This is a genomic window from Streptomyces roseoverticillatus (assembly GCF_000719265.1).
GTDB classification, from domain to species: Bacteria; Actinomycetota; Actinomycetes; order Streptomycetales; family Streptomycetaceae; genus Streptomyces; species Streptomyces roseoverticillatus.
This window is the reverse complement of record NZ_JOFL01000008.1, coordinates 144087-166269: the sequence shown is the minus strand read 5'-3', so window position 1 is coordinate 166269 and position 22183 is coordinate 144087. Positions and strand designations below refer to the sequence as shown.

The following is a 22183-nucleotide window of genomic DNA, read 5'->3' as shown; positions in this document are numbered from 1 at the left end:
CGGTCGGGGGGCGTCGGTCGCAGGCCGCGTCACAGGGGCCCGAACGGCGCCCGGCCGCCGCGCCCGGGGCGGTGCGCGCTGACGGCCCCGGTGTGCACTTCGTAGTACCAGGCGTGGAGGGACAGGGCGCCCTCGCCGAGGCGCTCCCGGACGCAGGGGTAGGCGCGCAGCCGCTCCAACTGGGCCACGGCGTGCTGCTGCACGGGCCCGGCGAGGTCCGCCGGTGCGTCCGGCGCGGCCCCCCGCACGGGGTCCGGCGCGGCGTGGTCGAGCCAGCCCCGTACGGCCGGGGCGGCGGAGAGGTCGTCGCCCCGCACGAGCGCGCTCACCGCGCCGCAGTGGGAGTGGCCGCACACGACGATGTCGCGGACACCCAGCACGCGCACCGCGTATTCGATGGTGGCCGTCTCACCGGCCGGGTGGCCGCTGTGGTACTCGGGGACGATGTTGCCCGCGGTCCGCAGCTCGAAGAGCTCGCCCGGGCGGGCGCCGGTGATGAGGGAGGGGATGACGCGGGAGTCGGAGCAGGTGACGAAGAGGACTTCGGGGCTCTGGCCGGATTCGAAGGCCCGGAAGGCGTCCGCGTGTTCCGCGACGTGCGTGGCGAACGAACGGGCGTTGTCGATGAGTGTCTGCATGTTGGTCTGCCTCCTGCGCCCTCGGTGCTTGCGCGGGGCGCGGTGTGGTCGGATCAAGCATTCGGTCAGGCGTTCATGCCGGGCATGCCGTGCGCATCGAGTCTGCACGGCTGCCGCGACATTCAATTTACCCGCACATTACCTACGCGTGACACCTTAAATTTTCCGTAAATACCGGACTGAGCGGGTCACTTGGGGCGCACATGGGCGCAGTTACCGCCCTTCCCCGGCAGCACTCCTTTACCTGTTCCGGATCTGTGCACGAGTTATTACGGAACCCGTACTACTCATTCCGGAACCGCGCCGCCCAGCACGCCGTCGTCATGACGTCGTCCACGAGCACGGCGTCCGCCACCGGGCAGACGGGCGCCCTTCCCTCCCGTACCGCCGCCGTGAAGTCGGCGATCAGCGGTACGTGCGGCTCGGGAGCGAGCCCCGCGTCCAGGGGGTCCAGCGTCAGGAAACGGCCCCCGGCGGCGACCTCGATCCGGTCCCGCTCGGACCCGCCGGCCCAGGCGAACCGGCACTCCGCCGACGTGCCCGAGGCCCAGCCCAGCGTCGCGTGGGCGCGCCGCTCGGCCCCCGCGGGGAACCTGCGGCCGAACCGCGCGCCCACCCGCACCGGCGGCCCCAGCACCGACAGCAGCAGGTCCAGGCGGTGGCTGCCCGCGCCGGCGAGCACGCCGCCGCCCGCCACGGACGGGTCGGTGCGCCAGTGCCCGGGGTCGTCCGGGGCCGGGTCGAAAGGGGTGCGGAAGGTGAGCTGAACACGCGCGGGCGCGCCCGCTGTGAGCGCCTCGCGCAGCTGCCGCGCCGCGGGCCCCAGCCTGCGGTAGTACGCCACTCCGGCGCACAGCCCCGCCGCGGCCGCCGACTCCGCCAGGGCGCCCCCGCCGCCGAGCGCGCCCGCCAGCGGCTTCTCGACCAGGACGTGGCAGCCGGCCCGCACTGCGTGGAGCGCCACGGGCACGTGGGTGACGACGGGCGTCGCCACGTAGACCGCGTCGGCGGCCGTCAGCCGGCCGGGGTCGTCGCCGCCCGCGGCCACGCCGGATTCGGCGGCCGTACGGGCGGCGCGGCCCGCGTCCCGGCCCCAGACGTAGACCGGCTCCTCGCCCAGGGCGCGCAGGGCGGGCAGCACGCGGCGCCGCACGACGTCGCCGTAGCCGGCGACCGCCCACCTCACGGCCGGACCGCCACCTCGAGGACCTCCGGCGGTGGCCCGGCGTACGGGGCGCGCTCACTGTGCTTGCGGACCGTGCAGGCGGCGACGCGGACGAGGACTTCGCCGGGCCCGGGGACCGGCACGGGCGCGTCGTCGGACAACCGGATCTCGCGGCCCACAAGTGCGTAGCGGCGCAAGGTGATCCCCTTCTGTATCGGATCGCGCATCGGATTGCGCATCGGATTCCACATCGGGATTCGCATCGGATTGTGCACGGGAGTTCACGGAGAGATCTTCAACTCACCACAAACGGAAGGGCATCGCAACAGTTCAGAAGGCTCGGCCCGCCCTTGACACCCCTATTGGTACAGTCCAATATCGCGACTGTCCGGGCAATGCGGCATCGCACCAGGAGGTATCGGCCATGCTGTCCCACGGTCGCGGCGGCCGGCTCGGCCGGCTGTCCCACGCGGTGCTCCAGCCCGGCTTCGAGGGCACCACGGCGCCGGACTGGGTGCGTCGCAGGGTCGCCGAGGACGGGCTCGCGTCCGTCGTCCTCTTCGGCCGCAACATCGCCGGCCCGGAGCAGGTCGCCCGCCTCACCGCGCAACTCCGCTCCGAGAACCCCGACTTGATCATCGCGATCGACGAGGAGGCCGGGGACGTCACCCGCCTGGAAGCCTGGACGGGCGCCTCCCGCCCCGGGAACCTGGCGCTCGGCGCGGTCGACGACACCGGGCTGACGGAGTCCGTCGCCCGTGACATCGGCCGCGAGCTCCACGCGGCCGGCGTGTCCCTGAACTACGCGCCCAGCGCCGACGTCAACTCCAACCCGCGCAACCCGACCATCGGCGTGCGGTCGTTCGGCGCCGGTACGGACCTGGTCGCGCGGCACACCGCGGCGTGGGTGCGCGGCCTGCAGTCCGCGGGCGTCGCGGCGTGCGCCAAGCACTTCCCCGGGCACGGCGACACCGCCGTCGACTCCCACCTCGACCTGCCGCGCGTCACCGCCTCCGCCGAGGAGCTCGCCGCGACCGCCCTGCCGCCCTTCGCGGCGGCCGCCGAGGCCGGTGTCAGGGTGGTGATGACCGGCCACCTCCTCGTCCCCGCCCTCGACCCGGAGCTGCCGGCCACCCTGAGCCCCCGCATCCTGGTGGACCTCCTGCGCGGGCAGCTGGGCTTCACCGGCCTGATCGTCACCGACGGCATCGAGATGAAGGCGGTCACGGCGCGCTACGGGATCGACGGCGCGAGCGTGCGGGCCGTGGCGGGAGGGGCGGACGCGGTGTGCGTCGGAGGGGAGCACGCGGCCGAGGAGCACGCCGAGCTACTGACCGCCGCGGTGGCCGCGGCCGTCCGGGACGGCGTCCTGCCGGAGGAGCGGCTGGCCGCGGCGGCCGCGCGGGTCGCGGAGTTCGCCGCCTGGTCCGGGGAGCGCTTCCGGGCGCACGCGGCGGACCGGGCGGACGCCGCGGCCGGGTCCTCCGGCATCGGGCTCGTCGCCGCCCGCCGCGCCATGCGGGTCGTGGGCGGCGAGGACGGCGCCCTGCCGCTGCCGGCCGACCCGCACGTGGCCGAGTTCGCCCCGGCCTCGACCCTGGCCATCGACCGGCAGACCCCGTGGGGCGTGGCGGCCCCGCTGCGCGAACTGCGGCCCGGCGCCACCTCCGTACGCCTCACCCAGGACGAACTCGCCGCGGACGCGGGCGTCCTGGAGCGCGAGGTGCTCGCCCCCGCCGCCGGCAAGCCGCTCGTCGCCGTGGTGCGCGACGCCGCCCGCCACCCGTGGATGGCCGCCGCCCTCGACCGGCTGCTGGGCGCGCGGCCCGACGCCGTCGTGGTCGAGATGGGCGTCCCCGGCGCGAGCTCACCGGGCGCCGTGCACCTCGCGACGCACGGGGCGGCCCGCGTCTCGGGACAGGCCGCGGCGGAACTCCTCACGGGAAAACCCCACTTCTCCGGCTCGTGACGTCGCCGTACCGGTATCTCGTGACGTTGCCATACCGATATGCGGACGGGGGGTGACGCGCGGCCGACCCTCGCCTAGATTTCCTGCGCATCACGCAGTGATCACACAGGGGGGAGTCACCACCATGACGGAACCACCGGAGGGCGGCAGCAGGAGGGCGGTCGTCACCGCGCCCCTGGCCGTGGCGGGACTGTGCCTGGCGCTCCCTTTCGCCGCGATGCTGTGGGTCAGCTCCTACGCCCGGACCGGGCCCGCCTTCATCGGCATCCCGTTCTTCTACTGGTACCAGATGCTGTGGGTGCCGATCTCGACGCTGCTCACGGTCGCCGCCTACGTGATCGTGCGGCGCCACGAGCGTGCCCGCAAGGCGGGTGAGCAGCGATGAAGGACGGCGTGAACGGCGTGGCGCTCGCCGTCTTCATCTTCTTCTTCCTGGCCGTGACGGTCATGGGGTTCATGGCGTCGAAGTGGCGGCGCGCCGAGAATGCCGACAACCTCGACGAGTGGGGGCTGGGCGGCCGGTCGTTCGGCACGTGGGTCACCTGGTTCCTGCTCGGCGGCGACCTCTATACGGCCTACACCTTCGTGGCCGTCCCGGCGGCGATCTACGCGGGCGGCGCGGCCGGCTTCTTCGCGGTCCCGTACACGATCCTCTGCTACCCCCTGGTCTTCACCTTCCTGCCCCGCCTGTGGTCGGTCGCCCACAAGCACGGCTACGTGACGTCGTCGGACTTCGTCCGCGGCCGGTTCGGCTCGAAGGGGCTCTCGCTCGCCCTCGCGCTCACCGGCATCCTCGCGACGATGCCGTACATCGCGCTGCAGCTCGTCGGCATCCAGGCGGTGCTGGACGTGCTGGGCGTGGGCGGCGGCTCGAACTGGTTTATGAAGGACCTGCCGCTGCTCATCGCGTTCGGCGTGCTCGCGGCGTACACGTACTCCTCCGGGCTGCGGGCGCCCGCGCTGATCGCCTTCGTCAAGGACGCCCTGATCTACATCGTGATCATCGTGGCGATCATCTACATCCCCATCAAACTGGGTGGTTTCGACCACATCTTCGCCAAGGCGGGCGAAGCGTTCGCGGTGCAGAACCCGGAGACGGGCAAGCCGCGCGGCGCGCTGGTGAGCGGCCCGGACGCGCAGTGGGCGTACGCGACGCTCGCGCTCGGCTCGGCGATGGCGCTCTTCCTCTACCCGCACTCGGTGACGGCCGTTCTCTCCGGCAAAGGCCGCAACGTCATCCGCCGCAACACGACGATCCTGCCGCTGTACTCCCTGATGCTGGGCCTGCTCGCGATGCTCGGCTTCATGGCCATCGCCGCGGGGATCAAGGTGAAGAACGGCCAGCTCGCGATCCCCCAGCTGTTCGAGAACATGTTCCCGGACTGGTTCACGGGGGTGGCGTTCGCGGCGATCGGGATCGGCGCCCTGGTGCCGGCCGCGATCATGTCGATCGCCGCCGCAAACCTTTTCACCCGCAACATCTACAAGGACTTCATCAGGCCGGACGCCTCCCCCGCGCACGAGGCGAAGGTCTCCAAGCTCGCCTCGCTGCTGGTGAAGGTCGGCGCGCTCGTCTTCGTCCTCACCATGGACAAGACGGTCGCCATCAACTTCCAGCTGCTCGGTGGCATCTGGATCCTGCAGACGGTCCCGGCGCTCGTGGGCGGGCTCTTCACCCGCTGGTTCCACCGCTGGGCCCTGCTGGCCGGCTGGGCGGCGGGGATGGTCTACGGCACCTGGAAGGCGTACGACACGCCGAGCGCCACGCAGGATCACTTCGGCAATACCAACCTCATCCCCCTTATTGGAGAAAAGGGTTATATCGGGCTCACGGCCTTCGTGTTCAATGTGATCGTCGTCATCGTCCTGACCGTCGTCCTGAAGGCGTTCGGCGCGCCGGAGGGCGTGGACGAGACCACGGCCGCCGACTACACCGCGGACGCGGGCGACCCGGGGGTCGAGCAGGAGCTCCCGCCGGCCACCGCAGGGGTCCCGGGCGGGCACTAGAGCGACCTTCGGCGGGCCTCCCGGCCCGTGAGGCCGACCGGGCCGCCACGACCCTCCCAGGGGGCGTGGCGGCCCTTCGCTGCGCCCCGCACCGGAGGCCCGGCCCGGACCCGCAAGGGGCCCGCGAACGGCCCGCAGAGGGCCCCGGAACGGCCTGCGCGCGACCTGTGATCCCACCCTCAACACCGGGGCCTGATAACACATTCCGACCCATGCGCTTACCGCGCGACACAACATGTGGGGGCGCGTGCGAGGGGCGGCACTAGATGTATGCTCGTGCTCGCTGTCGTCGCAGGGGAATCCGGTGGAAATCCGGAACTGTCCCGCAACGGTGCATGTATGCCGTTAAGCCGCGCATGCAGGAGTCCGAGCACCTGCCGTCAGCCGCCCTCCACCGAGCCTGCCCTGGGCTCGGCTATGGGCGTTGAATTCGTCCGGGCCTCGCGGGTTGGGCCGGCGGACGCCTACGAGGCATGCCCTGCGCATCAGGCATGCCCGTGCGCGGCCCGTCGAGCTCTCCCGCCGGCCCACCCAGCCGAGCGAGGGAGAGCCTCAGTGACCATCGCGCCCGCCGATCCGGTCTCAGCGACTGCGGAAGAAGCGACCGGCGGCCCCGGGACCGCGCTGCTGCGCACCCTGACCGACCTCACCGCCGACCTTCCCGCCACCGACCCGGGCAAGGTCGCCGCCGCCGCACTGCGGGGCCGGAGCGCCACCTCGGACGAGGCCGAGCTCCGCTCCCTCGCCACCGAGGCCGCCGCGGGACTGATCGCCGAGGAGCCCGAGTACTCCCGCCTCGCCGCCCGCCTGCTCACGCGCGCGATCGCCGACGAGGCCGCCGGCCAGGGCGCCACCTCCTTCTCGGCCTCGGTCGCCGTCGGCCACAAGGAAGGCCTGATCGCGGACGAGACCGCCGCGTTCGTCGCCACCCACGCCGGCTACCTGGACGAGCTCGTCGAGAAGGCCCTCGCCGACGGCGCCGACGACCGCTTCGGCTACTTCGGCCTGCGCACCCTGCACAGCCGCTACCTGCTGCGCCACCCGATCCACCGCGACGTGATCGAGACCCCGCAGCACTTCCTGCTGCGCGTGGCCTGCGGCCTGGCCGAGGACCACTCCGAGCGCGCCCTCGCCGACGTCGCCGAGCTGTACGGCCTGACGAGCACCCTCTCGTACCTGCCGTCCTCCCCGACGCTCTTCAACTCCGGCACCCGCCACCCGCAGATGTCGTCCTGCTACCTGCTGGACTCCCCGCTGGACGAGCTGGACTCGATCTACGACCGCTACCACCAGGTGGCCCGGCTGTCGAAGCACGCCGGCGGCATCGGCCTGTCGTACTCGCGCATCCGCTCCCGCGGCTCGCTGATCCGCGGCACCAACGGCCACTCCAACGGCATCGTGCCGTTCCTGCGCACCCTTGACGCCTCCGTCGCCGCGGTCAACCAGGGCGGCCGCCGCAAGGGCGCCGCCTGCGTCTACCTGGAGACCTGGCACGCCGACATCGAGGAGTTCCTGGAGCTCCGCGACAACACCGGCGAAGAGGCCCGCCGCACCCACAACCTCAACATCGCGCACTGGATCCCGGACGAGTTCATGCGCCGCGTCGAGGCCGACGCCGACTGGTCGCTGTTCTCCCCGGCCGACACGCCCGACCTGGTCGACCTCTACGGCGACGAGTTCGACGCCGCCTACCGCGCCTACGAGGCCGCCGGCAAGGCCGTCAAGACCATCCCGGCGCGCGTGCTCTACGCCCGCATGATGCGCACCCTCGCGCAGACCGGCAACGGCTGGATGACGTTCAAGGACGCCGCCAACCGCACCGCCAACCAGACGGCCGAGAAGGGCGCGGTCGTCCACTCCTCGAACCTCTGCACCGAGATCCTCGAGGTCACGGACGACGGCGAGACCGCGGTCTGCAACCTGGGCTCCGTCAACCTCGCGCAGCACCTCGGTGCAGACGGCGAGATGGACTGGGAGAAGCTCGACCGTACGGTCCGCACGGCCGTCACCTTCCTCGACCGCGTCGTGGACATCAACTTCTACCCGACCGAGCAGGCCGGCAGCTCCAACAGCCGCTGGCGCCCGGTGGGCCTCGGCCTGATGGGCCTGCAGGACGTCTTCTTCCGCCTGCGCCTGCCCTTCGACTCGGCCGAGGCGAAGGCCCTCTCCACCAAGATCTCCGAGCGGATCATGCTCGCGGCGTACGAGGCCTCCGCCGACCTCGCCGAGCGCAACGGCGCGCACCCGGCCTGGGCCGCGACCCGCACCGCCCGCGGCGTGCTGCACCCGGACCACTACCCCAACGCCGTCGCCGCGTGGGAGGACCGCTGGGAGGCGCTGCGCGCCCGCATCGCCGAGGTCGGCATGCGCAACTCGCTGCTGCTCGCCATCGCCCCCACGGCGACCATCGCGTCCATCGCGGGCGTGTACGAGTGCATCGAGCCGCAGGTCTCCAACCTGTTCAAGCGCGAGACGCTCTCCGGTGAGTTCCTGCAGGTCAACACCTACCTGGTGGAGGAGCTCAAGCAGCTCGGCGTGTGGGACCGCACCACGCGCGACGCCATGACCGAGGCCAACGGCTCGATCCAGGACATGCGCTGGATCCCGCAGGAGGTGCGCGACCTCTACCGCACCGCCTGGGAGATCCCGCAGCGCGCCCTGATCGACATGGCGGCGGCCCGCACGCCTTACCTGGACCAGAGCCAGTCGCTGAACCTCTTCATGGCCTCGCCCACCATCGGCAAGCTCAGCTCGATGTACGCGTACGCCTGGAAGCAGGGCATCAAGACGACGTACTACCTGCGCTCCCGCCCGGCGACCCGGATCGCCCGGTCGGCCAGCGCCGCCGCCACCATCCCGGTGCAGCAGGCCGCGCCCGACGCGGACGCCATCGCCTGCTCCCTTGAGAACCCCGAGTCCTGCGAGGCCTGCCAGTAATGAGCTCCACCGAGAAGACTGCGCTCAATAAAAACCTGCTCGACCCGGGCTTCGAGCTGACCCTGCGTCCGATGCGGTACCCGGACTTCTACGACCGCTACCGTGACGCGATCAAGAACACCTGGACCGTCGAGGAGGTCGACCTCCACTCGGACGTCGCCGACCTCGCCAAGCTCTCCCCGGGCGAGCAGCACATGATCGGCCGCCTCGTCGCGTTCTTCGCGACCGGCGACTCGATCGTGGCGAACAACCTCGTGCTGACGCTGTACAAGCACATCAACTCGCCCGAGGCGCGCCTGTACCTGTCGCGGCAGCTGTTCGAGGAGGCCGTGCACGTCCAGTTCTATCTGACGCTGCTCGACACCTACCTGCCCGACCCGGACGACCGCGCCGCCGCCTTCGACGCGGTGGAGAACATCCCGTCGATCCGCGAGAAGGCCCAGTTCTGCTTCAAGTGGATCAACGAGGTCGAGAAGCTGGAGAGCCTGCAGACGAAGGCCGACCGCCGTCGCTTCCTGCTCAACCTCATCTGCTTCGCCGCGTGCATCGAGGGCCTGTTCTTCTACGGCGCCTTCGCCTACGTGTACTGGTTCCGCAGCCGCGGCCTGCTGCACGGCCTCGCGACCGGCACCAACTGGGTGTTCCGCGACGAGTCCATGCACATGGACTTCGCGTTCTCCGTCGTGGACACCGTCCGCGAGGAGGAGCCGGACCTGTTCGACGACGAGCTCCAGCAGCAGGTCACGGACATGCTGAAGGAGGCCGTCGAGTGCGAGCTGCAGTTCGCCCGCGACCTGTGCGGTGACGGCCTGCCGGGCATGAACACCGACTCCATGCGCGAGTACCTGCAGTGCGTCGCCGACCAGCGCCTGCAGCGCCTGGGCATCGCCCCGGTGTTCGGCTCGGAGAACCCGTTCTCCTTCATGGAGCTGCAGAACGTCCAGGAGCTGACCAACTTCTTCGAGCGCCGCGCGTCCGCGTACCAGGTGGCGGTCGAGGGCACGGTCGCCTTCGACGACGAGTTCTGATCCTCGCGGGTTAAATCCGCGCGTACGCGGCATCGCGTGTCTCCGGTCCGGGAACCCAGTGGTTCCGCACGGACGGGAGGCACGCGATGCCGCGTTTCATGATGATCGTGGACACACGTGTGGCGGGCGCCCCCATGGGAGCGCCCGCCACACGTCTGCGTCGTACGCGAGGTCAGTCGTTCGCGACGACCGGGTAGCGCGGGGTGCCCTCTTCCATCTGCCGCAGCGCGTCCTTGCGGTCGCGCTTGGAGAGGCGGTCGATGTAGAGCCGGCCGTAGAGGTGGTCGGTCTCGTGCTGGAGGCAGCGCGCGAAGTAGCCGGTGCCCTGGACGCGGATGGGGTTGCCCTTGGCGTCCTGGCCGCTGACGACGGCGTGGTCGGGGCGGGCGAGGGAGGCGTAGGCGGTGGGGACGGAGAGGCAGCCCTCGTTGGAGTCGTCCAGGACCCGGCGGCCGGCCGGGAGGTCCTCCAGGACGGGGTTGCACACGGTGCCCACGTGGCGGACGCCCTCGTCGTCCATGCAGTCGTAGACGAAGACCTTGAGGTCGACGCCGATCTGGTTGGCGGCGAGGCCGACGCCCTCCGCGGTGTGCTGGCTCGCGAACATGTCGTCGATCAGCTGCGCCAGCTCGTCGTCGAAGGAGGTGACGTCCTTGCACTCGCGGTGCAGGACGGGGTTGCCGACGACGGTGATCGGGCGGGACGTGCCGCGCTCGCGGTGCGCGAGCTCGCGCGCCTCGCAGTCCTCGGTGTCCACGATGAACTCGCCGTCCACCTGCTGGTCGGTCTCTTGCTGCGACTGCTGCGACATGTCCGCCGTCGTGCCTCTCTCAGAACCCAAAAGGATGTCCTGTACAGGGTACGGGTCCCCGCCCGCGGCGCCGGGGGTCCTCGGAAGTGCTCAGCAGACCTCTTCCAGGTCGCGCCACTCCCGGCTGTCCGGGCTGTCCGCCACCCAGCCGTCCAGCAGGCCCCGCACCAGCCCGGCGGGGGCGGCGATGCCGCACTCGCGCTCGGGCACCCACAGGGAGCCGGAGCCGGCCGTGCGGTGGCCGAGGGGGCCGGGGTGGCCGGGCTCGCTGTGGTCGTGGGGGTCGAGGTGCTCGCCGTTGCCCTCGTCGCTGGGCATGCGGCTCTCCGAGCACGTGCGGCACAGGAGCCGCACGGACGAGGACCAGTCCTCGGCGGCGAAGCCCGCGTCGGCCGCGAGCCGCTCCAGGGCGTCCCGGTCGGCCTCGGTGGCGGCCTCCAGCAGGACGACCCACGTGGGCACGGGCGAGGGGGCCCACAGCTCGATCTCGTCGAAGACGGGGTAGGCGGGCCCGGCGGCGGTGACGCGCTCGCCGTGCGGGACGCCGTCGTGCAGCACGACCTCGCCCCAGCGGCGGCCCGAGGAGGGCAGCGGGATGGAGAGGACCTCCATCCGGGCCGGGTCGAGCCGGCGGCCCCACACGACCTCCGCCTCGCCCTCGGGCGAGAGTCTGACGGCCGCGCTGCCCAGCTCCATGCCGACGGGCTCGCCGGCCGGAGTGCCCTCGCCGGGCACGCGCAGGCCGTACGCCTGCCAGGCGCGGCGGGCCAGCGGCCAGTCCTGCAGGGCGGTGGCGGCGATGCCCACGTTCCACCAGTCCGGGGCGCCGGCCTCGCGGTCCAGGAGGGCCACGGCGCGCAGCCCGGCCGCGCGGGCCTGCTCCCAGTCGTGGCGGAACTTGTGCAGCAGCGCCAGGTTGAACCACGACTCGGAGAGCCAGGGCTCCATGTCGGCCGCGCGGGTCAGGAGCGCGCCCGCGTCCTCGTACCGGCCGTCGCCGATGAGCGTGAAGGCACGGTCGGTGGCCTGCCGCCACGAGGCGGAAGGCCGGTGCCGTACCTTGCCGAAGATCCTCACGATTCCCGCCTGCCGGTTTCTGCGTGCGACCACGCCGGATGACCCAGGTGAAGGCCGCCGTCCTCCCTGACGACAACCTGCCACATCTCACTCGCTCCGGGAAGTCGCGCCCGTCACACCTCCGTGCCGGAGGCGGCGACGCGCCCGACGCCCCCCGTCGTCTCCGCGGTTTCTCGCCTTCTTTCCTCTGCTCTCCTCTTCGCATCCAACCATGCCCCTTTGGACGCCCGCTCATTACCCGTGGGTTCACCGCGGTACTCCCGCTTTGACCGGACTCTTACCTCTGGTCCTGCCGCTGGTCGGGCACTCCCGGTCCGCCCCCGCGCGCGAGCACTCCGGCCAGGGCGGCGACCACCTGCGGGTCGTGTTCGCGGGCCGTGTCGAGCCGGAGCCGCTCCAGGGCGCACAACGGGCCGCAGCCGCTCTCGCCGACGAGGTCCTCGTAGGCGTTGACGGTGCGGACGATGCGGGCGGCGAGGGGCTGCTCGCGGTACGGGGCGGCCTGGCGCTCGACCACGACGGCGACGTCGGAGGGGACGCCGGTCCGGCGGACGACGGCCCCGCCGAGGAGGGCGATGCGGCGGCGCTGCTCGGGCGGCAGGGGCTCGGTGGCCCCGGCGGGCACGGGGTCGAGGAGGGAGAGCTGCCCGATGTCGTGCATCAGTGCGGCGTACTCCAGAACGGTGAGCCCGGTCTCGGACAGGCCGAGCTCGCGTCCGGTGGCCCGGCTGAGGGCGGCGACGCGCCGGGCGTGCCCGGCGGGGGTGTGGCCGGCGATCTCCGTGGAGCGGGCGAGGGAGGCGATGGTCTGGTGGTACGTGGCCCGCACGGCGGTGTAGCGGTGGAAGGAGAGCTGGGTGAGGAGCAGGGGCAGGCAGAAGACCGGCAGGGCCCACAGCCCGGCGACGCCCACGGCGAGGGCCATGACGATGCCGGTGGCGCAGATCGCGGTGCCGATGCCGGCGAGGGCGCGCAGTTCGTCGCGCAGGGCGGGGCCGTAGGGGCCGCCCGTGCGGAGGAGGGTGAGGGCCGCGGCGAGGACGGCGTCGAAGAGGGTGGTCAGGGCGAGCACGAGGAGCAGGACGAAGGCGTAGGCGGGGCCGTGGCCGGGCCAGTGGTCGAGGGCTCCGGAGTGGTGCAGGGGCTGGAAGCAGACGGCGGCGAAGGCGGTGGTGAGCAGGCGGCGCGCGAGGTGGTCGCGCGCGGGCGGGCGGCCGATCGCGCCGGCGAGGGTGGCGGCGAGCACCACGGCGACGACCTGGGGGGCGCCGTGTGCGGATGGCTGCCCGCCGATCTCGCCGAGCAGGGCGTACGAGAGGGCTCCGGCGGCTCCTACGGGCGCGGTCTGGCGGTCGCCGGGGCCGGCGGTGGGGCGGCGGCGCCGGGCGGCCTCGCCGACGGCGATGAGGAGGCCGTAGGCGAGGGCGACGCGGGGCTGGGCGAGGCCGTGCCAGGCGGTGCGGGCCAGGGCGGCCAGGGCGAGCGCGACGGCCGCCCCGTGCACGCTCCGTACCAGGAGTCCGTCATGCCGTCCCGTCACCCCTCACCTCCCGGTTGGCCGGCTCCGGTGACCGGCCGATGGGAAGAAGGGACGTTTCCGCTGGGTGGAGTTGCACTCTCCGTAGCCTCCGAGGTCACTGTCGAATGCCATCCGTGACGGTCGAGGGCGGTGCACAGGGCGGCGACCATGCGAGGGTCGAACTGGCTTCCTGCGCAGCGGCGGAGCTCGGCGAGGGCGGCCGGCACGGGGCGGGCCCGGCTGTAACTGCGCGTGGAGGTCATCGCGTCGAAGGCGTCGGCGACGGCCACGATCCTGGCGAAGAACGGGATCTGATGGCCCATCAGTCCGTAGGGGTAGCCGCTGCCGTCCAGGCGCTCGTGGTGGTGGAGGATCGCGGCCCGCGCCTCGTCGAGGAAGCCGATGCCGCGCACCATCTCGTGCCCGTACTCGGGGTGCAGTTCGATGACGCGCCGCTCCTCCGGGGTGAGCGGGCCGTCCTTGCGCAACAGGCGGGTGGGGACGCCGAGTTTGCCGACGTCGTGCAGGATGCCGGCGAAGCGCAGCGCCTCCAGCCGCTCGCCGGCCATGCCGAGCTCGCGGCCGATGAGCACGGAGGCGCGCCCCACGCGCTCGCTGTGGCCGCGGGTGTAGCGGTCCTTGAGGTCGACGGCCTGGACCAGCGCCCGGATGGTGGCCTGGTGCGCGGCGCGCTCGCGCTCGCAGCGGTCCAGGAACCAGGAGGAGACGGACATCGGCAGCAGGACGAGCAGCGCCGCGGGCGGGCCGTAGGCGCTGTGCCACAGGGCCGCGGTGAGCAGGCCGGTGGGGCCGTGCACGAGGGCCGGCAGCAGCGGGCCGGGCAGCAGGAGGCCGCTCCAGGCGGCGCGCGGGCGGCGGCGCTCGGCGGCGACGCGGACGGCGCCGTCGAGGGCGGCGGCCACGAGGGAGAGGACGAGGGCCGCGGCGAGGGCGGGCGGCATGGCTGCGGGGAAGTCCGCGGGGGCGAGCGGGGAGAGGCCCGCGTCCGTGGCCATGGCCGGGGCGGCGAGGGCGAAGACGTGGGAGGCGGCGCAGGAGGCCAGGGAGAGCTGGGCGGCGTGCCACAGCCGCCGCACCCACGCGGGGCGCTGCTCGACCCGGCCGACGAGCGCGCCCGGCACGGCCACGAGGCCCGCGGCGGCGGGCGGCAGCAGGAACGCCCCGGCGAGCAGGACGGGCAGGGTCAGGGTGCGGCGGGGCAGGCGCTCGCAGACGGCGCAGACCGCGGCCAGGAGGGCCACGGCGCACCACGGGACGCCGGGTCCGGCCCGCAGGGCGGGGGCGGCGCACGCGACGGCGGCGAGAACGGCGCACAGCACACACAGGCGCGCTGCCGCCGGTAGTGCCCCCATGGCGCGTCCTCCCCGTCCCGTGAGGTGCCGACATGCTTGCCGTCAGGAAGGGGAGAATAGGGTCCGGCGGAGCCGGGGAACGCCGCATTCGGGGATTGCCCCGCGCGAACCGACCAGATGCACACCTTCGGGTGATTATCGCCGCCGGACGGCATGCGCGGGCCGGGCCGTATAAGGCCGTAAGCGGTACAGGACAGGCGGGATGACCGCGCCGCGGGCGCGGGGACCGGCTACTCCTGGGTCGTGGCGCCCAGCGGGCCCGGCCGCGCGGGGCCGCCCGACGCGCTGCGGGCACCCTTGGCGCCCGGCGCGCTCTCGGCGCCCTTGGCCGTGCGCGCGGCGGCCTCCGCCGCCCGGGCCTCGGCCACGACGTCCTGCTCGGGCACCGACTGCCCGGCGCGGATGAGCTCGATCCGGCCCATCACCTTCGAGCGCAGGTCGGCCGGCACGTCGTCATGGCCGCAGCAGCGCTTGACCAGCTTCTTCACGGCCTGTTCCAGGCCGTACTTCTCCAGGCACGGGGAGCACTCGTCGATGTGCACCTCGAACTTGGCGCAGTCCCCGTCGGGCATCTCGTGGTCGAGGAACTCGTAGAGGTGGTCGAGAACCTCGGAGCAGTCCGTCTCGTGCGGGTCTCCGCAGCTCATGAGTCCGAGCCTTTCCGGTTGTGCGACTCGTCGGAGCCGTTCGGCGCAGCAGGGGCCGCCCCGGCGGGGACCAGTCCCCGCTCGCGGGCGTAGTCCTCCAGCATTCCGCGCAGCTGGCGGCGGCCCCGGTGGAGCCGGGACATGACGGTGCCGATGGGCGTACCCATGATGTCCGCGATCTCCTTGTAGGCAAAGCCCTCGACGTCCGCGAGGTAGACCGCTATCCGGAATTCCTCGGGGATGGCCTGGAGGGCCTCCTTGACATCGGAGTCCGGAAGGTGGTCCAGGGCCTGGGACTCGGCGGAGCGCAGACCGGTCGACATGTGCGACTCGGCGCGGGCCAGCTGCCAGTCCTCGATCTCCTCCGACGCGCTGCGCAGCGGCTCGCGCTGCTTCTTGCGGTAGGAGTTGATGAAGGTGTTGGTCAGGATGCGGTACAGCCACGCCTTGAGGTTCGTGCCGTCCCGGAACTGATGGAAGGACGCGTACGCCTTGGCGTAGGTCTCCTGCACCAGGTCCTCCGCGTCGGCGGGGTTCCGCGTCATCCGCAGGGCGGCGGAGTACATCTGGTCGAGGAAGGTGAGGGCGTCCCGCTCGAACCGGGCGTTGCGCTCGGCAGCGCTCTCCGCCGCTTCGGCCGCGGCGTCCGCGCCGTTCTGCGCAGCGGTGCTCGCGGCGTCCTTCGCGGCGCTCTCGGTGGCGCTCATGCCCGTGGCCCCGGTGTCTTCGGTCCCCTCGTCGGTCCCAGTGACCGGACCCACCTCCTCCAACACGACGGCAGGACCGGATGCGGACCCGCTCGAATCGGAGAATAGACGACGATCCCGCCCGTCCGCCGCTCCAGACGGGGCGGGCTGCGCCACATGCAGTGCGGACCATCCCAGGTCAGCGGTCTGCGGGCGGGACAGGCATGCGATCGAACCCATGCGGCGAGCTCCCATTCCTCGGTCGGGCCAGTGGCTGATGACGACTGGCACAACAGCGCCCGGGCACGCCGCATTCCCGGAATCCTCCGGAATTCAACAGCTCTTTCGGAATGCGGAATTCCGCCACGGGCCCGCAGCGTGCCGGGCGTGGCCGGCGCAAGGCGCTTCAGCGGCCGATGCCGTCCAGCCACTCCGCGACGGCCCCGGTGAGCCCGGCCAGCGCCTCCTCCTGCCCGACGTCCGCCTTCTTCGGCACGGCGAAGCCGTGGTCGCCGTGCGGCACGGGCACCAGGTGCGTTCCGGACGGGAACTCCTCGGGGCGGCCGAACGGGTCCTTCGCGCCCTGGACGACCAGGGTGGGCAGTCCGGCGCCGGTCAGCTCGTCCGCGCGGGACTTCTCCGGCTTGCCCGGCGGGTGCAGCGGGAAGCTCAGGGCCAGCACGGCGGCGGCACCGAGGCCGGCCGCCGTGCGGCAGGCGACCCGGGCGCCCGCGCTGCGGCCGCCGGCCACGACCGGCAGGCCCGGCTCCTGCAGCGCCGGCCACAAAGCGGTCCACGCCGCGTCCAGGGTCTTCGGCGCGGGGGCGACCTTCTTACCGGCGACCCGCCAGGGCTGCTCCACCAGGGCCACGGTGACGCCGTGCGCGGGCAACGCGGCGGCGAGGGCCTGCAGGTCGCGGGCCTCGACGCCGCCGCCGGCACCGTGGCCGAGGGCGAGCACGAGGCGGGCCCGGGGGGCCGGGTGCCAGTGGATGCGGGCGTCGCCGGCGGGAGTGGGAACGGTCTCGATCACCGGTCCATCATCGTTCACGCGCGCCCCGGAACAAGAGACACGTGAGGACTCAGAACAGCGTCGCCTCCTCCGGCGCCTCCAGCTCCTCCACGAGCTCCGGGCCGTTGTTGCGGACGTCGCTGACCGCCGTCGTGACCGGGTAGGCGCGTACGGACCCGGCGGGCGGCGGGGTCAGCAGGCCGCGCAGCTCCTCGGTGCCGGTGCGGCCGGGGTCCAGCCACGCGGCCCACCGGTCCGGCGGCAGCACGAGCGGCATCCGGGGGTGGATCTCGGCCAGGGAACGCGGCCCGCCCTCGGGCGCCGGGCCGCCCTCCGGGAGGGCGAAGGGCGCGTGCTCGGCCTCCGTCGTGAGCACCGTGCAGGTCGCCCACCAGGCCTGGGGGTGATCGGGCGGCAGCGTGGGGTCGCGCCAGAACTCGTACAGCCCGGCCATCGCCATGACCGACCCGTCGGCCGGGGTGACGAAATAGGGCTGCTTGCGGGGACGCTTCTTGCGACCCTTCTCCTCCAGCTCCCGCTCCGCCGCACCGGTGACCCACTCGTAGTAGCCGTCGGCGGGTATGAGGCAGCGGCGCGCCTCGAAGGCCCTCCGGTAGGACGGCTTCTCGTGGACCGTCTCCGACCGGGCGTTGATCATCTTCGCGGCGCCCTCGGGGGATTTCGCCCACGACGGCACGAGCCCCCAGCGCAGCGGCCGCAGCTGGCGAACCGGACGCCGGTCACTTGCGTCTTTCAGGGGACGCTCGAGCACCGCGTACACGCTCTTCGTCGGGGCCACGTTCCAGTCCGGGGCGAGGGCCTCGGACGGCTCCCACTTCTCGACGCCGAAGAGCCCCACGAGATCCTCGGGCTTACGGCTCGCCGCATATCGACCACACATATTGGCCACCCTGCCACGGACCCACGAGGAGCCGCGCACAAATGGACAGCACCGAAGCCACCGCCCTGTGGGACCGCGTGGTGGGGACCCAGCCCGCCCCCTCCGTGTGGCTCGTGGCCGCCACCGGGCTCGTCGCGCTCGCGGCGGTGGCACCACGCGGGATATGGCTGGTGACCCGCAACGCCGTCACCATCGCCCACGAGGGCGGCCACGGGCTGGTGGCCCTGCTGGCCGGGCGGCGGCTGGAGGGCATCCGGCTGCACTCGGACACCTCCGGGCTGACGGTGTCGCGCGGCAAGCCCTCGGGCCTCGGCATGATCCTCACCGCCGCCGCCGGCTACCCCGCGGCGTCACTGCTGGGCCTCGGCGGCGCGTGGCTGCTGTCCGCCGGTCACATCACGGCGCTGCTGTGGCTCGCGACGGCGCTGCTGGCCGCGATGCTGCTGATGATCCGGAACGCCTACGGGGTGCTGACGGTCGTGCTCTCCGGCTCCCTGTTCGTACTGGTCTCCTGGCTGGCGGGGCCGGCGGTGCAGGCGCTGTTCGCGTACGGGGTGGTGTGGTTCCTGCTGCTCGGCGGGGTCCGGCCGGCGTTCGAGCTGCAGGCGAAGCGAAAGCAGTGGGGCGGCGCGGCAGCGCCTCGATCAGGGGTGGTGGTCGGGCGACGGGCGGGCGGGGGCGCTCCCGACTCGGACGCGGACCAGCTCGCCCGGCTCACCAACCTGCCGGCCGTCGTGTGGCTGGTTTTCTTCCATGTGATCTCGCTGTGCGCGCTGACGGGCGGCGGGCGCTGGCTGCTCGGCCTTTGACGGAGGCGGCCGACGAGGGGTTGGGGGCTCCCCGTGCCGGGGCGGCGGCTCCCGACCTGACAGGGCAGGGGCGCGACCTCAGGCCTGAGCACTTCGGAGACGGGACCACGGGGAGAACGTCAGTAAGGTAAAGGCATGACCGAGAACCCCGCGCACTCCGACCTCTGGCCCGCCCCCCTCGCCACAGGCGCGGTCGACGCGACCGTGACCGTGCCCGGTTCCAAGTCGGTCACCAACCGCGCCCTGGTGCTGGCCGCGCTCGCCTCCGAGCCCGGCTGGCTGCGCCGCCCCCTGCGGTCCCGCGACACCCTGCTGATGGCCGAGGCGCTGCGCGCCATGGGCGTCGGCATCGAGGAGACCGTCTCCTCCAGTTCCACCGACGCGGACGGCACGGCCGGCTCCGGCGAGGCGTGGCGGGTGATCCCGGCCCGGCTGCGCGGCCCCGCCACCGTCGACGTCGGCAACGCCGGCACCGTGATGCGCTTCCTGCCGCCCGTGGCGAGCCTCGCCGACGGCCCGATCCGCTTCGACGGCGACCCGCGCAGCTACGAGCGCCCCCTGCACGGCGTGATCGACGCGCTGCGCGCCCTGGGCGCCCGCATAGACGACAACGAGCGCGGGGCCCTGCCGCTGACCGTGCACGGCGGGGGCGCCCTGGAGGGCGGCACCGTCGAGATCGACGCCTCGTCCTCCTCCCAGTTCGTGAGCGCGCTGCTGCTGTCCGGGCCGCGCTTCAACCAGGGCGTCGAGGTCCGGCACACCGGCTCCGTCCTGCCGTCGATGCCGCACATCCGGATGACCGTCGACATGCTGCGCCAGGCCGGCGCGCAGGTGGACACCCCCGAGTCCGGCGGCGAGCCGAACGTGTGGCGGGTCTCCCCCAGCGCCCTGCTCGGCCGCGACGTCGTCGTGGAGCCGGACCTGTCCAACGCGGCGCCGTTCCTGGCCGCCGCCCTGATCACCGGCGGCCGGGTCACCATCCCCGACTGGCCGGAGCGCACCACCCAGCCCGGCGACGCCCTGCGGGAGATCTTCACCGCCATGGGCGGCTCCTGCGAGCTGACCGAGGCCGGCCTGACCTTCACCGGCACCGGCCGCATCACGGGCATCGACGCCGACCTGCACGAGGTCGGCGAGCTCACCCCGGTGATCGCCGCCGTCGCGGCGCTCGCCGGCTCCGAGTCCGTCCTGCGCGGCATCGCCCACCTGCGGCTGCACGAGACGGACCGGCTGGCCGCCCTGGCCAAGGAGATCAACGAGCTCGGCGGCGACGTCACCGAGACCGAGGACGGGCTGCGCATCAGCCCGCGTCCCCTGCACGGCGGCGTCTTCCACACCTACGAGGATCACCGGCTCGCCACCGCGGCCGCCGTCATCGGCCTCGCCGTCGACGGCGTCCTGGTGGAGAACGTCGCGACCACCGCCAAGACCCTGCCCGACTTCCCGGAGCTGTGGACCGGGATGCTGGGCACCGTCGCGGGGGCGGCGACGGCGCCGAGAGTCTGAGAGATCCGGGAAAGCCAGGAAAGTCAGCAATGCGCCGCTACGGCAAGAACCCCGACGAGGACGACATCCGCGTCCGCCCCAACCGCAAGGGCAACCGCCCCCGCACCAACATCCGCCCCAAGCACGAGGACGCCGCCGAGGGCTTCGTCCTCACCATCGACCGCGGCCGGCTGACCTGCCTGGTCGACGACCGCAAGGTGGTCGCCATGAAGGCCCGCGAGCTGGGCCGCAAGGGGGTCGTGGTCGGTGACCGGGTCGCCGTCGTCGGGGATCTCAGCGGCGCCAAGGACACCCTCGCGCGCATCGTGCGGGTCGAGGAGCGCTCGTCGGTGCTGCGCCGCACCGCCGACGACGACGATCCGTTCGAGCGCGTGGTGGTCGCCAACGCCGACCAGCTCGCGATCGTCACCGCCCTCGCGGACCCCGAGCCGCGGCCCCGGCTCATCGACCGCTGCCTCGTCGCGGCCTTCGACGCGGGCCTGGAGCCGCTGCTCGTCCTGACGAAGTCGGACCTCGCCTCCCCGGACAAACTCCTGGAGTCCTACGGCGCGCTCGGCGTGCGCTACGTGGTCACCAGCCGCGAGGAGCTCGCGGACGGCGGGGCCGCCGACCGGGTCCGCGAGCAACTGGAGGACCGGATCACCGCGTTCGTCGGCCACTCCGGCGTCGGCAAGACCACTCTGGTCAACGCCCTCGTCCCGGACCGGCAGCGGGCCACCGGCCACGTCAACGCCGTCACCGGCCGCGGCCGTCACACCACCACGTCCGCGCTGGCCCTGCCCCTGCCGACCGGCTCGGGGTGGGTCATCGACACACCGGGCGTGCGCTCCTTCGGCCTGCACCACATCGATCCCTCGCGCGTCATCCACGCCTTCCCCGACCTGGAGCCGGGCACCGAAGGCTGCCCGCGCGCCTGCAGCCACGACGAACCGGACTGCGCGCTGGACGCGTGGGTCACCGACGGCCACGCCGATCCGCAGCGGCTGTACTCGCTGCGGCGGCTGCTTTCCACACGGGAGCGACGCGAAGGCGACTGATCGCCTACGTTTGCGAGTGACCGCCGATGGCAAGGGCATCAGCACACCGGGACGGACGGCGGTCACCGAGACGCGGGAGGCAAACTGATGGCGTGGCTGCTGGTCGTGGTCGCCGGACTGCTGGAAACCGGCTTCGCGGTCTGTCTCAAGCTCTCCCACGGTTTCACCCGGCTCTGGCCGACGATCGCGTTCGCGTGCTTCGCACTCGGCAGCTTCGGCCTGCTGACGCTCTCCCTGAAGAAACTGGACGTGGGCCCGGCCTACGCCGTGTGGACGGGCATCGGCGCGGCCGGGACGGCGATCTACGGCATGGTTTTCCTGGGCGACCTGGTGTCGACGCTGAAACTGGTGTCGATCGGCCTGGTGATCCTGGGAGTCATGGGCTTGCAGCTGTCGGGCTCAGCGCACTGAGCCGTTCTCCACCTCCACAAGGGCTGACACGAGGGCTGAGGGGCCCGGCCCCTCAACTCCCCCGCAACGGCGATAAGCCACAGCGGCGCTTCCGGAACACCTCCCCGGCGGGGCCCGGTTCCACGGTGCGCCCGAGGTACATGACGCTCGCCCGGTCCGCGACGTGCCGCACGACGGCCGGGTCGTGCGGCACGAACAGGTAGGTGAGCCCCGGTTCGCGCCTGAGGCGCTGCGGCAGGTTGAGCACGCCGGCCTGGACGGACACGTCCAGCACGGACACCGGCTCGTCCGGGACGAGCAGTTCCGGCTCGACGGCGAGTGCCCGCGCGATGCCGATCCGCTGCCACCGCCGCTGCCGCCGCCCGCCGGAGAACTCGTGCGGGAAGCGGCCCGCGTGCCCGGCCTCCAGGCCGACGAGTTCCAGGAGCTCCGGGACGCGCCCGGCGACGGCGGCCCTGCCGCGGCCCTGGGCCCGCAGCGGTTCGGCGACGATCTCGCCGACGAGACCGAGAACTTCGCCGCGGCACAGGGTGAGGTCGACGCCGCGGACGGCGGGCACGGGGCCCGGCCGACACCGGTGCGCCGGGGCCGGGCGAGGAGAACAGTGTCCGGATCGGGTGGCTGAAACAGCCGGCCCGGAGTCCTCCCGC

The 22183-nt window shown here is 72.7% G+C and carries 20 protein-coding genes, 1 pseudogene and 1 riboswitch; of the genes and pseudogenes, 9 read left to right on the top strand and 12 right to left on the bottom strand.

What is annotated here, in order from left to right:
• Window positions 1–29 precede the first annotated feature (29 nt).
• From IF61_RS0111700 to IF61_RS36530, 3 genes are all read right to left on the bottom strand, one after another.
• The gene (locus IF61_RS0111700) at window positions 30–638 is read right to left on the bottom strand and encodes a carbonic anhydrase (RefSeq protein ID WP_030366253.1); all 609 of its coding nucleotides are present in this window, start codon (window positions 636–638) and stop codon (window positions 30–32) included.
• A gap of 283 nt (window positions 639–921) precedes the next feature.
• Window positions 922–1824, bottom strand: a complete 903-nt coding sequence (locus tag IF61_RS0111695) for a Gfo/Idh/MocA family protein (protein WP_030366252.1) — start codon at window positions 1822–1824, stop codon at window positions 922–924.
• Entirely contained in the window at window positions 1821–2030 is a 210-nt protein-coding gene (locus IF61_RS36530; protein ID WP_211264872.1) for a hypothetical protein, read from the bottom strand. The genes IF61_RS0111695 and IF61_RS36530 overlap by 4 nt, the downstream gene beginning before the upstream one ends.
• A 197-nt stretch (window positions 2031–2227) precedes the next feature.
• Here IF61_RS36530 and IF61_RS0111685 point away from each other — a divergent pair, with 197 nt between their 5' ends.
• From IF61_RS0111685 to IF61_RS0111665, 5 genes are all read left to right on the top strand, one after another.
• Window positions 2228–3772, top strand: a complete 1545-nt coding sequence (locus IF61_RS0111685) for a glycoside hydrolase family 3 protein (RefSeq protein ID WP_030366250.1) — start codon at window positions 2228–2230, stop codon at window positions 3770–3772.
• Between the two features lie 124 nt (window positions 3773–3896).
• Window positions 3897–4157 (top strand): DUF3311 domain-containing protein, encoded by a 261-nt coding sequence (locus tag IF61_RS0111680; RefSeq protein WP_030366249.1) that lies wholly within the window; start codon window positions 3897–3899, stop codon window positions 4155–4157.
• On the top strand, window positions 4154–5779 hold the full coding sequence (mctP, locus tag IF61_RS0111675; protein ID WP_030366248.1) for a monocarboxylate uptake permease MctP: 1626 nt from the start codon (window positions 4154–4156) through the stop codon (window positions 5777–5779). The genes IF61_RS0111680 and mctP overlap by 4 nt, the downstream gene beginning before the upstream one ends.
• Window positions 5780–6062: 283 nt before the next feature.
• Window positions 6063–6163: riboswitch (adenosylcobalamin-variant (AdoCbl-variant) riboswitch) on the top strand.
• Window positions 6164–6334: 171 nt separating this feature from the next.
• A complete protein-coding gene (locus tag IF61_RS0111670; protein WP_030366247.1) occupies window positions 6335–8716 on the top strand; it encodes a ribonucleoside-diphosphate reductase subunit alpha in 2382 nt (793 codons plus the stop codon).
• Window positions 8716–9744: a ribonucleotide-diphosphate reductase subunit beta gene (locus IF61_RS0111665; RefSeq protein ID WP_030366246.1), complete on the top strand. Its 1029-nt coding sequence runs from the start codon at window positions 8716–8718 to the stop codon at window positions 9742–9744. The genes IF61_RS0111670 and IF61_RS0111665 overlap by 1 nt, the downstream gene beginning before the upstream one ends.
• 172 nt (window positions 9745–9916) lie before the next feature.
• On the opposite strand, the gene def is transcribed toward IF61_RS0111665, so the two are convergent.
• The 8 genes and pseudogenes from def to IF61_RS0111625 form a co-directional block, all read right to left on the bottom strand.
• Window positions 9917–10555, bottom strand: a complete 639-nt coding sequence (gene def / locus IF61_RS0111660; protein WP_030366245.1) for a peptide deformylase — start codon at window positions 10553–10555, stop codon at window positions 9917–9919.
• Window positions 10556–10645: 90 nt separating this feature from the next.
• Entirely contained in the window at window positions 10646–11632 is a 987-nt protein-coding gene (locus IF61_RS0111655; protein WP_030366244.1) for a tetratricopeptide repeat protein, read from the bottom strand.
• Between the two features lie 277 nt (window positions 11633–11909).
• Window positions 11910–13172, bottom strand: a complete 1263-nt coding sequence (locus tag IF61_RS0111650; protein WP_245684483.1) for an HD-GYP domain-containing protein — start codon at window positions 13170–13172, stop codon at window positions 11910–11912.
• Window positions 13169–14524 carry an HD-GYP domain-containing protein gene (locus IF61_RS0111645; RefSeq protein WP_078660145.1) on the bottom strand — a complete coding sequence of 452 codons (1356 nt, stop codon included), beginning with the start codon at window positions 14522–14524 and terminating at the stop codon, window positions 13169–13171. Before IF61_RS0111645 ends, IF61_RS0111650 begins: the two co-directional genes overlap by 4 nt.
• Before the next feature lie 230 nt (window positions 14525–14754).
• Window positions 14755–15171 carry a mycothiol system anti-sigma-R factor gene (rsrA, locus tag IF61_RS0111640; protein ID WP_245684482.1) on the bottom strand — a complete coding sequence of 139 codons (417 nt, stop codon included), beginning with the start codon at window positions 15169–15171 and terminating at the stop codon, window positions 14755–14757.
• Window positions 15168–15803: pseudogene (locus IF61_RS0111635) on the bottom strand (sigma-70 family RNA polymerase sigma factor); the annotation flags it as partial. The pseudogene IF61_RS0111635 and the gene rsrA, both read right to left, overlap by 4 nt.
• A gap of 460 nt (window positions 15804–16263) precedes the next feature.
• Complete coding sequence (locus IF61_RS0111630) at window positions 16264–16890, bottom strand: alpha/beta family hydrolase (protein ID WP_043188720.1); 627 nt, start codon at window positions 16888–16890, stop codon at window positions 16264–16266.
• Between the two features lie 49 nt (window positions 16891–16939).
• Entirely contained in the window at window positions 16940–17770 is an 831-nt protein-coding gene (locus tag IF61_RS0111625; RefSeq protein ID WP_030366238.1) for an SOS response-associated peptidase, read from the bottom strand.
• Between the two features lie 41 nt (window positions 17771–17811).
• Here IF61_RS0111625 and IF61_RS0111620 point away from each other — a divergent pair, with 41 nt between their 5' ends.
• From IF61_RS0111620 to IF61_RS0111605, 4 genes are all read left to right on the top strand, one after another.
• Window positions 17812–18579: a M50 family metallopeptidase gene (locus IF61_RS0111620; RefSeq protein ID WP_030366237.1), complete on the top strand. Its 768-nt coding sequence runs from the start codon at window positions 17812–17814 to the stop codon at window positions 18577–18579.
• A 135-nt stretch (window positions 18580–18714) separates the two neighbouring features.
• The gene (gene aroA / locus IF61_RS0111615; protein ID WP_030366236.1) at window positions 18715–20085 is read left to right on the top strand and encodes a 3-phosphoshikimate 1-carboxyvinyltransferase; all 1371 of its coding nucleotides are present in this window, start codon (window positions 18715–18717) and stop codon (window positions 20083–20085) included.
• Between the two features lie 29 nt (window positions 20086–20114).
• Window positions 20115–21122 (top strand): ribosome small subunit-dependent GTPase A, encoded by a 1008-nt coding sequence (gene rsgA, locus IF61_RS0111610; RefSeq protein WP_030366235.1) that lies wholly within the window; start codon window positions 20115–20117, stop codon window positions 21120–21122.
• Between the two features lie 87 nt (window positions 21123–21209).
• Entirely contained in the window at window positions 21210–21533 is a 324-nt protein-coding gene (locus IF61_RS0111605) for a DMT family transporter (RefSeq protein ID WP_030366234.1), read from the top strand.
• A gap of 52 nt (window positions 21534–21585) precedes the next feature.
• Here the strand turns inward: IF61_RS0111605 and IF61_RS32270 are convergent, their stop codons facing one another.
• A complete protein-coding gene (locus IF61_RS32270) occupies window positions 21586–22092 on the bottom strand; it encodes an ATP-binding cassette domain-containing protein (RefSeq protein ID WP_052392633.1) in 507 nt (168 codons plus the stop codon).
• Between the last annotated feature and the right edge of the window lie 91 nt (window positions 22093–22183).